General features: G+C 59.2%; 13 protein-coding genes. 9 read left to right on the top strand and 4 right to left on the bottom strand.

Annotated features, from left to right (window positions below; translation table 11 throughout):
• Positions 1-9 precede the first annotated feature (9 nt).
• From ACSBQV_RS02175 to ACSBQV_RS02165, 3 genes are all read right to left on the bottom strand, one after another.
• A complete protein-coding gene (locus ACSBQV_RS02175) occupies positions 10-1,791 on the bottom strand; it encodes a GMC family oxidoreductase (RefSeq protein ID WP_004931432.1) in 1,782 nt (593 codons plus the stop codon).
• 2 nt (positions 1,792-1,793) lie between these two features.
• On the bottom strand, positions 1,794-2,519 hold the full coding sequence (locus tag ACSBQV_RS02170; RefSeq protein WP_033642869.1) for a gluconate 2-dehydrogenase subunit 3 family protein: 726 nt from the start codon (positions 2,517-2,519) through the stop codon (positions 1,794-1,796).
• A 304-nt stretch (positions 2,520-2,823) separates the two neighbouring features.
• Positions 2,824-3,489, bottom strand: coding sequence for a transglycosylase SLT domain-containing protein (locus tag ACSBQV_RS02165; RefSeq protein ID WP_004931439.1), 666 nt, complete (start codon positions 3,487-3,489; stop codon positions 2,824-2,826).
• 109 nt (positions 3,490-3,598) lie between these two features.
• On the opposite strand from ACSBQV_RS02165, the gene ghoS reads away from it, so the two are divergent.
• The 6 genes from ghoS to ACSBQV_RS02135 all read left to right on the top strand — a co-directional run bounded on the left by ghoS (position 3,599) and on the right by ACSBQV_RS02135 (position 8,685).
• The gene (gene ghoS / locus ACSBQV_RS02160) at positions 3,599-3,898 is read left to right on the top strand and encodes a type V toxin-antitoxin system endoribonuclease antitoxin GhoS (RefSeq protein WP_033642868.1); all 300 of its coding nucleotides are present in this window, start codon (positions 3,599-3,601) and stop codon (positions 3,896-3,898) included.
• Positions 3,899-4,029: 131 nt separating this feature from the next.
• Positions 4,030-4,974, top strand: a complete 945-nt coding sequence (locus tag ACSBQV_RS02155; protein WP_099782827.1) for a metal ABC transporter substrate-binding protein — start codon at positions 4,030-4,032, stop codon at positions 4,972-4,974.
• Positions 4,971-5,861, top strand: a complete 891-nt coding sequence (locus ACSBQV_RS02150; RefSeq protein WP_099782825.1) for a manganese/iron ABC transporter ATP-binding protein — start codon at positions 4,971-4,973, stop codon at positions 5,859-5,861. Before ACSBQV_RS02155 ends, ACSBQV_RS02150 begins: the two co-directional genes overlap by 4 nt.
• Complete coding sequence (gene yfeC / locus ACSBQV_RS02145) at positions 5,861-6,721, top strand: iron/manganese ABC transporter permease subunit YfeC (RefSeq protein ID WP_016927980.1); 861 nt, start codon at positions 5,861-5,863, stop codon at positions 6,719-6,721. Before ACSBQV_RS02150 ends, yfeC begins: the two co-directional genes overlap by 1 nt.
• Positions 6,721-7,575 (top strand): metal ABC transporter permease, encoded by an 855-nt coding sequence (locus ACSBQV_RS02140; protein ID WP_099782821.1) that lies wholly within the window; start codon positions 6,721-6,723, stop codon positions 7,573-7,575. Before yfeC ends, ACSBQV_RS02140 begins: the two co-directional genes overlap by 1 nt.
• A gap of 240 nt (positions 7,576-7,815) precedes the next feature.
• Positions 7,816-8,685: a fructosamine kinase family protein gene (locus ACSBQV_RS02135; RefSeq protein WP_033642864.1), complete on the top strand. Its 870-nt coding sequence runs from the start codon at positions 7,816-7,818 to the stop codon at positions 8,683-8,685.
• A 35-nt stretch (positions 8,686-8,720) separates the two neighbouring features.
• Here the strand turns inward: ACSBQV_RS02135 and ACSBQV_RS02130 are convergent, their stop codons facing one another.
• The gene (locus tag ACSBQV_RS02130; protein WP_025302601.1) at positions 8,721-9,281 is read right to left on the bottom strand and encodes a YniB family protein; all 561 of its coding nucleotides are present in this window, start codon (positions 9,279-9,281) and stop codon (positions 8,721-8,723) included.
• A gap of 185 nt (positions 9,282-9,466) precedes the next feature.
• On the opposite strand from ACSBQV_RS02130, the gene ACSBQV_RS02125 reads away from it, so the two are divergent.
• The 3 genes from ACSBQV_RS02125 (at position 9,467) to ACSBQV_RS02115 (ending at position 12,447) form a co-directional block, all read left to right on the top strand.
• On the top strand, positions 9,467-10,747 hold the full coding sequence (locus ACSBQV_RS02125) for an HdeD family acid-resistance protein (protein WP_099782819.1): 1,281 nt from the start codon (positions 9,467-9,469) through the stop codon (positions 10,745-10,747).
• Between the two features lie 64 nt (positions 10,748-10,811).
• Positions 10,812-11,477: a hexitol phosphatase HxpB gene (gene hxpB, locus ACSBQV_RS02120; protein WP_033652469.1), complete on the top strand. Its 666-nt coding sequence runs from the start codon at positions 10,812-10,814 to the stop codon at positions 11,475-11,477.
• A gap of 421 nt (positions 11,478-11,898) precedes the next feature.
• Positions 11,899-12,447 (top strand): metal-dependent hydrolase, encoded by a 549-nt coding sequence (locus tag ACSBQV_RS02115; protein WP_033642861.1) that lies wholly within the window; start codon positions 11,899-11,901, stop codon positions 12,445-12,447.
• The last annotated feature ends 91 nt before the right edge of the window (positions 12,448-12,538 follow it).

Here is a 12,538-nt window from a genome sequence, read left to right as displayed (position 1 = left end):
TCGCCGTCCTTATGCCTGCACCAATGGGCCTGGGTTTTTCAGATACTGCTCGCGAATGGCGCGGGCAGACCAATAAGCCAGCGCCGCCACGGTGCCGGTCGGGTTATAGCCCAACCCTTGCGGGAAGGCCGATGCGCCGATCGAGAACACGTTGTGCACATCCCAGCTCTGCAGATAGCGGTTGACCGCGCTGGTCTTCGGATCTTCCCCCATCACCGCACCGCCGTTCATGTGGGTGGTCTGGTAGCTGGTGGTATCGAAGTGGCTGTTGGCGTTTTTCGGGCTGCCGGCGATCAGTTTCGGGTTCATCGCTTTGGCGATCGGCGCCATCTTGTCGTACATGAACTGCGCCATCTTGATGTCGTTTTCCTGCCAGTCGAACGTCATGCGCAGCAGCGGCTGGCCGAACACGTTCTTGTAGTTGGGATCGAGATCCAGATAGTTGTTGCGGTACGACTGGTGCGCGCCGTGGGCGTCCATCGAGACGTGGTGGGTGTAGGCATCCGCTACCGCCGCTTTCCACTTGCTGCCCCAGGCCGGGGTGCCCGGTGGGGTTGGCAGGCCGGAGATCGGCTTGGTGCCCGCCTGGTTGACCCAGAACGGCGAACCGCCGACAAAGCCTTCTTTGGCGTGATCGAAGTTGTCGGCGTTGAAGTCATCCACGCCCACGCCGTTGCCGCCGGCGCCGATGAACGGGTTGGTGAAGACGTCTTTATCAAAGAACGCCTTGATGGTGGTCATGTTCTGGTAGGCGAAGTTGCGCCCGACCACGCCTTCGCCGGTCACCGGATCGTAAGGCTTGCCGATGCCGGACAGCAGCATCAGGTGCACGTTGTGGAACTGGAACGCGCCCAGGATCACCAGGTCGGCCGGCTGTTCAATCTCACGGCCCTGCGCATCGACGTAGTTCACGCCGGTGGCGCGGGACTTGTCATCGGTCAGGTTAACCTTCAGCACGTTGGCGTTGGTGCGCAGCTCGAAGCGTTTCTCCATGCGCAGCGCCGGCAAGATGTTGACGTTCGGCGAGGCTTTGGAATACATGTAGCAGGCGTAGCCGCTGCAGAAACCGCAGAAGTTGCACGGACCCATCTGCGCGCCGTACGGGTTGGTGTAAGAGTCCGAGGTGTTGGCGGACGGCAGGTTGTAAGGGTGGTAACCCACCTCCAGCGCCGCTTTCTCGAACAACTGGGCGGAGTAGGTGTTTTTCTGCGCCGGCAGCGGGAAGTCGTCGGAGCGATCCGGCGCAAAGCGGTTGCCGCCCTTCTGCGCCACTTTCTGCCCTTTGATGGTCCAGGCGGTGCCGGAGGTGCCGAACACTTTCTCCGCTTTGTCGAAGAACGGTTCCAGCTCGTCGTAGGTCACGCCGAAGTCCTGGATGGTCATGTCCTTCGGAATGAAGTTTTTGCCGTAGCGCTCTTCATAATGGCTGCGCATGCGCAGTTCGATCGGATCGACGCGGAAATGCACGCCTGACCAGTGCAGACCGGCGCCGCCGACGCCGGTGCCCGGCAGGAACGCCGCCAGCTGGCGGTAAGGCACCGCGGTCTGGCTGCTGTTGTGGCGAATGGTGACGGTGCTTTTCGACAGATCCTGGAACAGCTTGCGTCGAATGTTATAGGTCAGCTCGTCGATCACCTGCGGATAAGAACCGTCCGGGTAGGTGTCGCGCATCGGGCCGCGCTCCAGCGCCACCACGTTGAGGCCGGCCTCGGTCAGCTCTTTGGCCATGATCGCGCCCACCCAGCCGAAGCCGACGATCACCGCGTCTACTTTTTTCATTACCGTTGCCATGGTTAGCCCCTCTCCCCACGAATCGAGACCGGCGGGAAGGGATAACGCTCCCCTCGCTCAACCCAGTCCATAAAATCGGCGCGCGCGCCCGGAAAATTAATCAGCTTCCAGCCAACCATGTCTTTGTTGCCGCCATGGATCGGATCGCTGAAGAAACCTTCACGGGTGTTTTGCAGCAGATAGGAGAAGAACAGTTTCGACGGCAGTTGCTGGAACTCCGCCTCGCCGGACTCGAACTTTTGCAGCAGGGCGTCTTGCTGCGCGCCATCCAGTTCGGCGAAAGGCTTGCCGGCGGTTTTCTTGCTGTAGGCGTCGGCGTCATGGATGCCGAGGTTGTAGATTTGCTTGGGCACCAGCGGCAGCTGGTAGCCCATCTCCTTCGGCACATCGGGGTTGAACGGCCCCTGCATGTACCAGATGGAACCGGTGGCGTACGGCGTGTTCATCTGGCGATCGATAAACTCCGGCACGCCGGCTTCCAGCGCGCCAGGGCCGCGCTCGTCGGCCGGGATCAGGCGCGCGACGGCGGCCTTGATGAAGGCCCACTCTTCCGGGGTGAAAAAGGTCGGTTGGTAATCGTTCTGCGTTGAAGTGTTCGAGGCAGCGACCGCTGGTGCCGGGGCCGTCAGCGCGCCAACGCCGCTGCCACCAATTACCGCCGCAGGAATTAAGGTCATCGATTTCAACAAGAAATCGCGCCGCGAATTGTTGGTTTTATGATTCGACATGTCACATTCCATCCAAAGATAGTCACAACTATTTAACCGCAACCTTGCGATCGATACGGGTTTTTAAAATAATTTGTTACTTATTTGTCTATTTATTGAAGGTCAGAATGCGAGCAAAAGCAAAAATGTTACCGGTAACTTATTGAATGAACGTAAAGATTTATCTGCTAACGTAAATTTAACTTTTTGTGCGGTTTTTCTGATAAGCGATGAGGAAATAACGAAAAATGAGAGGCGGGTCGCGCTAAAAACTGACGCCGAAAACAAAATCGGCCGCGTTCGGCGGCCGATTCAAAGGATGGGATTACTGCGACATCGCCTGATAAGCGGTGGTCACTTTCCATAAATAGCGCGGCGCCTGCGGTGCCGGGTGCTTTTTCTGGATGTGCTGATAAAACTCATCCGGACTCATCTGATTGATGCGATTAACCGCCACGCGCTTGTCCGAGGAGAAAGTGCGCAACATGGCGCCCGCCCCGTTCACATACGAAACGATGGTGGCGTAACGCAAAGTCTGTGGGTTGTTGATCCCGGCTAGCTGCTGGCTTTGAAGAATATTGATATAGGCCGTTCCCAGATCAATATTGACCGCCGGATCCTTCAGCTCACGCGAGCTGGGTTGCCCGCTTCGTCCTTTCATGCGATAGGCGTCGCGGCCGGCGGTAGAAGCCTTCAGCTGCATCAATCCCACTGCGTTCGAGGTGCTGACCACGTTCGGGTTAAACCCGGACTCCACCTGAATAATCGCTTTAATCAGCGTTTCGTCGACGCCGTAGTTGCTGGCGGCCTGACGAATGTAATCGTTATAAGCAACCGGGGTGCCTGTGCGGTTTACCGGTGCCTGCGGAGGGGGTTTTAACCAACCGCCGCGCGTTGTGCCACTGCCTGAAATATTGCTCGCCGTTTGCGGGTCTTTGGCGCACCCCGACAAAAGCAAAATTGCCGTAAGGCAACCTATTTTTGTTTTCACAGAATCCCTCACTCCTTTCAATGAGTTGCGTAGCATATACAACTTGTAAGGACACCTGCAGTAATTTTTTGGACTAATCTCAAGCTATCCATATACCAAGAGGTGATTTATGAGTCAATCTGCAACAAGCTGCTTTGTGGTGACTTTTCGCTATCAGGAAGCGGGACTGACCGACCTGGCCAAGCTGACCGGGCAATTGACCCGTGAAGGTTTTGTCACGTCGGTGACAGACGAAAATGGCGTTCATCATGAACTCGGCAGCAACAGTTTTGCGTTCATAACCGTTCTGGATCAAGAGGATGTGCAGCGACTGGCGCAGGGGTTCGGGCAGTTGGCGTTGGGAAAACAGCCGGAGGTGGCGATCTGCACCTGTAAGGACTACCTTCAGCGGTTACATACTGATACATAAAATGCTATAACTCCCCGGACGGTATTATTTTTCAGTTGGAGAAATAGCCCCGCCGGCGGTGGGCAAGTGACGCTTGACTTCGCTTCAATTGATATTGATAATCATTTTCATTTGAACCAGGAGACGTCATCATGCCATTGATAACTTGCGCTTTTCGTCGTAGTCGCCCTCCCCGCGCTGCCGCACTGTTACGCCCCTTCACGCTCGCCTGTTTGCTGCTCGGCGCCGCTCTGGTCAGCCAACCCGCGCTGGCGGAAAAAAAGCTGCGCGTGGTGACCACTTTCACCATCATTCAGGATATCGCCCAGAACGTGGCGGGTGACGCCGCCGTCGTGGAATCCATCACCAAACCGGGCGCCGAGATCCACGATTACCAACCCACCCCGCGCGATATCGTCAAAGCGCAGCACGCCGACCTGATCCTGTGGAACGGCATGAACCTGGAACGCTGGTTCCAGCGCTTCTTCGAGAACATCAAGCAGGTGCCGGCGGCGGTCGTGACCGAAGGCATCACCCCGCTGCCAATCCGTGAAGGACCCTATAACGGCAACCCGAACCCGCATGCCTGGATGTCACCGAGCAACGCGCTGGTATATATCGAAAACATCCGCAAAGCGCTGGTGGCGCACGATCCGGCCAATGCGGAAACCTACAACCGCAACGCCAAGGCCTACGCAGAGAAAATCGGCGCGCAGGACGCCCCGCTGCGCGAACGCCTGGCGCGCATTCCGGCCGCGCAGCGTTGGCTGGTGACCAGTGAAGGCGCCTTCAGCTACCTGGCGCAGGACTATCAGCTGAAAGAAGTCTATCTGTGGCCGATCAACGCCGATGAGCAAGGCTCGCCGCAACAGGTCCGCCGGGTGATCGACGCGGTGCGCGCCCACCATATTCCGGTGGTGTTCAGCGAGAGCACCATTTCCGACAAACCGGCCAGGCAGGTGGCGAAAGAGACCGGCGCCAAATACGGCGGCGTGTTGTACGTGGACTCGCTGTCCACCCGCGATGGCCCGGTGCCGACCTATATCGATCTGCTTAACACCACCGTGCAAACCATCGCCAAAGGATTCGATCAATGACCCATGAGCTGTTTGTCCGCCCTGAATTGAACGTGGACGACGTCACCGTGACCTACAACAACGGGCACACCGCCATTCATAACGCCAGCTTTACCCTGAGCGGCGGTTCTATCTGTGCGCTGGTGGGCGTCAACGGCAGCGGTAAATCGACGCTGTTCAAAAGCATCATGGGGCTGGTCAAGCCCACCAGCGGCCGGGTGTCGCTGAGCGACAAACCGGTGGCGGACGCGCTGAAAAAGAACCTGATCGCCTACGTGCCGCAAACCGAAGACGTCGACTGGAACTTCCCGGTGCTGGTGGAAGACGTGGTGATGATGGGCCGCTACGGCAAGATGAATTTCCTGCGCATTCCGTCGCGCGAGGATCGCTTGCGGGTCAACAAGGCGCTGGAGCGCGTCGGCCTCAGCGAGCTGCGCGGCCGGCAGATCGGCGAACTCTCCGGCGGTCAGAAAAAGCGTGTGTTTCTGGCGCGCGCCCTGGCGCAGCAGGGCACGGTGCTGCTGCTGGATGAGCCTTTCACCGGCGTGGATGTGAAAACCGAGAATGCCATTATCGATCTGCTGCGCTCGCTGCGCGACGAGGGGCATTTAATCCTGGTTTCCACCCATAACCTCGGCAGCGTGCCGGAGTTCTGCGATCGGGTGATCCTCATCAACCGCACGGTGTTGGCCGCCGGCCCGACCGAAACCACCTTCACCCAGAGTAATCTGGAGCTGGCGTTCGGCGGCGTGCTGCGCCATATCAACCTCTCCGGCCCGGATCTGCACGACGACAACGATCCGCGCACCGTCACGGTGTTGACCGACGATGAACGCCCGGCGGTGTTCTATGGCCACACCAAGAGCGATCCGCCTGCCAACAGTCAGGCCAGGGAGAAACAATCCTGATGCTGGACCTTCTGCTGCAACCTTTCAGTTATAACTACATGGTGAAGGCCATCTGGGTCAGCGCCATCGTCGGCGCCGCCTGCGCGTTTCTGTCCGCCTACCTGATGCTGAAAGGGTGGTCGCTGATGGGCGATGCGCTGTCGCACTCGGTGGTGCCCGGCGTGGCCGGCGCCTATGCCCTCGGCCTGCCCTACGCCGCCGGCGCCTTCTTCACCGGCATGCTGGCGGCGCTGGCGATGACGCTGGTGCGTCACATCACCCGGCTGCGCGAAGACGCCATCATCGGCTTTATCTTCTCCACCTTCTTCGCCGTCGGCCTGCTGATCGTGTCGCTCAACCCCACCTCGGTCAACGTACAGTCGATCATCTTCGGCAATATCCTCGGCATCGCCGACGAAGACGTGCTGCAGGTGGAGATCATCATCGGCGTTTCGCTGCTGATCCTGTGCCTGGTGTGGAAAGATCTGCTGGCGGTGTTCTTTGACGAAAGCCACGCGGTGTCGATCGGCCTGTCGCCGCTGAAGCTGAAGATCCTGTTCTTCACCCTGCTCAGCGCCTGCACCGTCGCCGCACTGCAAACCGTCGGCGCCATTTTGGTGATCGCCATGGTGATCACGCCGGGCGCCACCGCCTATCTGCTGACCGACCGCTTCAGCCGGCTGGTGATCATCGCCATCATCATCGGCGCATTGACCAGCGGCATCGGCGCCTACCTGAGTTTCTTCCTCGACGGCGCCACCGGCGGGGTGATCGTCACCCTGCAAACGCTGGTGTTCCTGGCGGCGTTCTGCTTCGCGCCGAAACACGGCCTGCTGGCGGCAAAACGTCGCGTAGCACAGTCACCAACCGGAGGCCGCTGATGGACACACTCTACCAACTGCTCAGCGAACCCTTCTCCTACCCGTTCATGCAGCGGGCGATCGTCGCCGCCATCGTCACCGGCGTGGTATGCGCCGTGCTCTCCTGCTATCTGGTGCTCAAGGGCTGGTCGCTGATGGGCGACGCCATCTCGCACGCCGTCTTGCCAGGCATCGTAGTAGCGTTCGTCATCGGCATTCCGCTGGCGATCGGCGCCTTCCTCTCCGGCATCTTCTGCGCGGTGGCCACCGGCTACCTGAAAGAGAACAGCCGGGTGAAAGAAGACACGGTGATGGGCATCGTTTTCTCCGGCATGTTCGCCTTCGGCCTGGTGCTGTTCTCGCGCATCGACACCGACCAGCACCTGAGCCACATTCTGTTCGGCAACATGCTGGGCATCACCGACGGCGAGCTGAAGCAAACCCTGCTGATCGCCGGCCTCACCCTGGCGGTGGTGTTGCTTAAACGCAAAGACTTCATGCTCTACTGTTTCGATCCGCACCATGCGCGGGTGATTGGCCTGCCGGTCAAGCTGCTGCACTACGGGCTGCTGTGTCTGCTGGCGATGACCATCGTCGCCTCGCTGCAGGCTGTGGGGGTGATCCTGGTGATCGCCATGCTGATCGCCCCCGGCATCATCGCCTTTATGCTGTGCCGCCGCTTCGATCGCATGCTGATGGTGGCGACGGTGGTGTCGGTGTTCTCTTGCGTGCTCGGCACGCTGATCAGTTTCCACATCGACGGCGCAACCGGGCCCTGCATCGTCATTGTGCAGGCCGTGCTGTTCGTTATCGCCTTACTGTACGGTAAACTGCGTCCGTTACAGCGTAACCAAACCGCCCTGGGCGACAGTTAAACGCCCTCCTCTGATGCGGCGGTGCTCTCCGCCGCATCCTGTTTCCTCCGCCCGCTTATCCGTTGTCATCAAGTTGCAACCGGTATTGCGCTTAAATTAATCAATAGGGTATATACTGTGAGCTGGCGGGATGCTGAAAAAATCGCCGCCTTTGACGCCGGCTGTGCGCCGCGTCGTGTTTTCACCACGGGAAAGACGCTAACCTAATGAATTATCAGGCAGCACAGAGGGGGAAATACCATGTGGCAAGCCGTTAGCCGTCTGTTAAGTGAACATCTTGGCAGCGCAGAGATACGCGAAAGGATTGAACTGCCCGGGGGCGACATTCACCCGGCGTGGCGCGTGAGTTACGGTGACAACGAGGTGTTCGTGAAATGCGACGCCCGTGAACAACTGCCGATATTCACCGCCGAGGCCGATCAGCTGGCGCTGCTGGCGCGCAGCAAAAGCGTGCGGGTGCCGGAAGTGTACGGCGTCGGCAGCGATCGCGACTACAGCTTCCTGCTGCTGGAGTATCAGCAGTTGAAACCCCTCGACGCCCATGGCGCCTACTGCCTGGGGCAACAACTGGCGCATCTGCACCAGTGGAGCGAGCAACCGCAGTTCGGTCTCGACTTCGACAGCGATCTGACCACCACCCCGCAACCCAACGCCTGGCAACGCCGCTGGTCGGAATTCTTCGCCGAGCAGCGCATCGGCTGGCAGCTGCAGCTGGCGGCGGAAAAAGGCATGACCTTCGGCGATATCGACGACATCGTCGATCGGGTGTATCTGCGCTTGCAGCACCACCAGCCGCAACCTTCCCTGCTGCACGGCAACCTGTGGCCGGGCAACTGCGCGATGACCGCCAACGGGCCGATACTGTTCGATCCGGCCAGCTACTGGGGCGACAGAGAGTGCGATTTGGCGATGCTGCCGCTGTATCCGGAGCTGCCGCCGCAGATCTACGACGGCTATCAGAGCGTGTGGCCGCTGGGGGCCGGATTTATCGAACGCCAGCCGCTGTATCAGCTGTACTACCTGCTCAACCGCAGCAATCTGTTCGGCGGCCAGCATTTGGTGGCTGCCCAACGCGCGGTGGAGGCGCTGTTGCAGCCGGAAGCGTCATAACGTTCCGGGGCGCCGAGCGGCGCCCCGTTCATGGTTCAGGCCGCGCCGGCCAACTGCCCCAACAGGCGGATCACGAACCAGGCGATCACCGCAATCACGATCGGCAGGATGTACAGCGGGAAGTACTGCAGGAAGATGGTGTGGTGCGGCAGCGTAATGCGCTCCTCAAGCTGTTGGCGCGTGTGCCCTTCGCTGCCCTTGGCCTGCTCCAGGATCATCTGGTCTTCCAACCCTTCGCGGATGAACTTGACCTGACGCGACATGCGCGCGCCGGAAGCCTGCAGCGCCAGCCCGACGAAGATCAGAATATAGATGATGATGAACATCAGATTGGCGCCGCTGAACAGACTTTTATCCACGTCGGGCACCGGTGAGTTGTACCAGAAAAGGTTCAGGAACGGCGTGTTGAAACGCACCATGTCCACCATCACGTGGACGAAATCCAGCATCACCGCGTTGATGCCCTTGGTTTTTTCACTGTGCTGATAGATAAAACCCAGCACGGAAATCAGCGTCGACAGCAACGCCGGGATAAAAACCACCCATCCGAGAATGCGTTTCAAAATGGCGAGACGCCCGGCCTGTTGATACGTCATGTGTTCCCCTTGTTAGCGACGTAACCGAATCGGCTAAGTCTACCTGCTGTTGGCGAAACTCGCCCACCGTTTTCTTCACTCCCGCTGTGCTACAAGCTTAGCCGAATTAGTCGAAATCAAAAACTTAACCGCGCCGGCACACTATCATTGAAGAGATAACGTTATCCATTCGGGCAGAGGCCGCCATGATTCGACTGATTATCTTATTGCTGGGCGCGCAGGCGCTGCACGGTCAGCGCCGTCTGCTGGTGCTGTTCGGTTGGCTGTGGATAGCCGCAGGGGCGCTGATGCTGTTCGACATCCTGCAGGATGGCCGGTCGGTGCTGGCGCTGGATGCGCTGGCGGTCATCCTGGCGCTGGAGGGGTTGGTGGCGGTATCCGCCGCGCTGGTGATCGGCTCTTCGGCCAGCAGGCCGGTGCTGCTGAAAGGATTGGGTTTTGTCTTTATGGCCTTTTTAATGCTGGACGTGCCCGCAGACGATAACATCGTCGCCACCGTGGTGTTTGGCAGCGCGCTGCTGCTTGACGGTGCCGTGCGCATCGCCTCCTCCACGGTGATTCAACACAGTCGATGGAAAGGCGTGGCGCTGGCGGGCGGCGGCGAGATCCTGCTTTCGTTGATGATTTTTGTCGGCTGGCCGGCGCCGCATCGGATGACGGTGCCCTTTTGCCTCGGCGTGATGATGGTGCTTTCCGGCTGGGCCTTATTGCGTATCGCCCGGAGACTGACAACCTTCTCTCTGAATCAGCACCCCACGCGCCAGCCACCGCACCCGGAGGATGAGACTGCGCCGCTCACGGTGTATGTCTGGACACCGATTGGTGCGGCTAAAGATCCGCGCCGGCGTTACATCGTCGACCGATACATCGCGGCGGTCGATGGCGGCGGCAATATCTCCACCGGTCACGCCGCCCTGGCGCTCGCGCCGGATGTGTATATCAGTCACTACCCGCTCAACGACATCAGCCATTCCGTTCAGGATTTCCGCCAGTTGTTGCATGCCGGCGAACAGAACAACGTCGACGGGCGTTTCCTGCCCGACCTTGCGGGCGAGATCGCCGCCTGGTGCCCCCCGGACAAGAAAATTCAATTCTACCGCTATAACCCGGCGGCGCTGCGCGCATTCTGGCTGCGTTATCGGCAGGACGCCACCTACAATCTGACCCGGCGCAACTGCTCCACCACGGTCATCGGCGCGCTCGACAGCGCGTTGGAAGGCGTGCTGGGCGATAAACATCTGTGGCGCCGCTTTCTGTTGCTGGTGCTCGATCCCAACCTGTGGATGCTGGCGGTACTGCGCAGCCGCGGCGAAAGCATGACCTGGACGCCGGGTTTGGTGCTGGACTACGCACGCATGTTGCAACAGGTCACCGAGCGTCAACACCAGCGCTGGTGGCTAAAATTGCGCGAGGTGTGGAATATCCTGCGTTTTGGCAAAAGCCAAACGCGCAGGCAAAGGTTTTAGTCTCGTCACCGGCGATGATAAAGTGTCGGGCACATTCACCCGCGCCGGCAGGAGTTAACCGTTAATGGCTTATTCGCAACGCATTGAAACCGCAATTTTTGATATGGACGGCTTGTTGATCGACTCGGAACCGCTGTGGCTGCAGGCCGAGTTGGATATCTTCGGCGCGCTGGGTTTGGATCTGTCCGACCGTCACAAGCTGCCGGACACGCTGGGGCTGCGCATCGATCTGGTGGTGAAGATGTGGTATCAGGCGATGCCGTGGCAAGGGGTTTCGCTTGATGAGGTGTCGGCGCGGATTATCGAGCGCGCCATCGAGCTGGTGCACGAGACGCGCCCGCTGCTGCCGGGCGTTCAGCAGGCGCTGGAGCTGTGCCGCCGCCAGGGGTTGAACATCGGTCTCGCCTCCGCCTCGCCGCTGCACATGCAACGGCAGGTGCTGAAGATGTTCGAGCTTGAGGATTACTTCGATCAGCTGGTTTCCGCCGAATACCTGCCGTACAGCAAGCCGCACCCGGAGGTCTACCTGATCGCCGCCGAACGCCTGGGCAGCGATCCGCTGCGCTGCATCACGCTGGAAGACTCGTTTAACGGCATGATCGCCACCAAGGCCGCACGCATGCGTTCCATCGTGATCCCGGCAGCCGAATACCGTCACGATCCTCGCTGGGCGCTGGCGGACCACAAGCTGGACACCCTGGAACAGCTCACCCCCGCCCACTTTGCCTGACCTGCGGCGCCGGCCATCGGCGCCCTGGGTTTGCCGCTCTGCGTCATAAAAGGGATCCGCACCGCAAAACAAACGAAACACCGTTTCATTTTATTGAATTGGCATGACGTTCTCATTATGCTGCATGGCAGGGAAAGCGACGGCCCGCGGCGCGTTGTCACTGCCACGCAGCGCGGTTCAAGGCCGCCGCTTCCTCCCGCCACACGCTGAGCAACCGTCTTTTTTCTCACCGCCATACGCCCCCCATCGCCCGCTTTTTGTTCTCGCCCGTCAAAATCGATGCTTTGTTACCCATTGCCGTAACAAGCCGTTGTAAAACAGGGAAAAATAAACAATTGGTTACAGGGTAACTGCTTCCACTACTGGGAATTTTCCCATATACTGGATAAATTAACAGTTTACCAGTCGGAATCGCAACAGCATGACCGCGGAAGGACACCTTATATTCTCTGTCGCTTGCGCGATCTTCGCCAAGAAGGCGGAAGTGACGCCAGAGCTGGCTACCGGCGACTGGTGGCACATCATACCCGCCGCGCTGCTGACCTCACTGCTGCCGGACATCGATCACCCCAAGTCGGTGCTGGGCCAGCGTCTGCGCTGGATCGCCATTCCCATCGCCCGTGCCTTCGGCCACCGCGGTTTCACCCACAGCCTGCTGGCGATCGCCGGCGGCATGGCGCTGTTTCAGCTTGATGTGCCGCGCAGTTGGCCGATCCCGGCCGACGCGCTGCACGCCATGATCATCGGTTACTTCAGCCATCTGCTGGCCGACATGCTCACCCCCGCCGGTGTGCCGCTGCTGTGGCCGTGCCGCTGGCGTTTTCGCCTGCCGCTGCTCAACTCGCAAAAAGGCAATCAGTTGGAGCGCGTGCTGTGCCTCTGCCTGGTGGCGTTTGCCATCTGCTGGCAAGGTGATTTCACCCTCCCGGTGCAATCCTACGTAGAGCAAATCAGAAATATTAGACTCTGATCACAAAAAATCGCTCAACCCATCACCCATGCGTATATAAAACGAACAAAATAACACAAAAAGCTATATTAAATTCCATTTGGATATAAGT

The sequence above is a fragment of the Serratia sp. B501 genome (assembly GCF_051172315.1).
GTDB classification, from domain to species: Bacteria; Pseudomonadota; Gammaproteobacteria; order Enterobacterales; family Enterobacteriaceae; genus Serratia; species Serratia ureilytica.
The sequence above is the reverse complement of the archived record's forward strand: the minus strand, read 5'-3'. Positions and strand labels throughout refer to the sequence as shown.

Coding starts and splice junctions, on each gene's coding strand:
- ACSBQV_RS02175 (WP_004931432.1), bottom strand. CDS start 1,791: ATGGCAACGGTAATGAAAAAAGTAGACGCGGTGATCGTCGGCTTCGGC.
- ACSBQV_RS02170 (WP_033642869.1), bottom strand. CDS start 2,519: ATGTCGAATCATAAAACCAACAATTCGCGGCGCGATTTCTTGTTGAAA.
- ghoS (WP_033642868.1), top strand. CDS start 3,599: ATGAGTCAATCTGCAACAAGCTGCTTTGTGGTGACTTTTCGCTATCAG.
- ACSBQV_RS02155 (WP_099782827.1), top strand. CDS start 4,030: ATGCCATTGATAACTTGCGCTTTTCGTCGTAGTCGCCCTCCCCGCGCT.
- ACSBQV_RS02150 (WP_099782825.1), top strand. CDS start 4,971: ATGACCCATGAGCTGTTTGTCCGCCCTGAATTGAACGTGGACGACGTC.
- yfeC (WP_016927980.1), top strand. CDS start 5,861: ATGCTGGACCTTCTGCTGCAACCTTTCAGTTATAACTACATGGTGAAG.
- ACSBQV_RS02140 (WP_099782821.1), top strand. CDS start 6,721: ATGGACACACTCTACCAACTGCTCAGCGAACCCTTCTCCTACCCGTTC.
- ACSBQV_RS02135 (WP_033642864.1), top strand. CDS start 7,816: ATGTGGCAAGCCGTTAGCCGTCTGTTAAGTGAACATCTTGGCAGCGCA.
- ACSBQV_RS02130 (WP_025302601.1), bottom strand. CDS start 9,281: ATGACGTATCAACAGGCCGGGCGTCTCGCCATTTTGAAACGCATTCTC.
- ACSBQV_RS02125 (WP_099782819.1), top strand. CDS start 9,467: ATGATTCGACTGATTATCTTATTGCTGGGCGCGCAGGCGCTGCACGGT.
- hxpB (WP_033652469.1), top strand. CDS start 10,812: ATGGCTTATTCGCAACGCATTGAAACCGCAATTTTTGATATGGACGGC.
- ACSBQV_RS02115 (WP_033642861.1), top strand. CDS start 11,899: ATGACCGCGGAAGGACACCTTATATTCTCTGTCGCTTGCGCGATCTTC.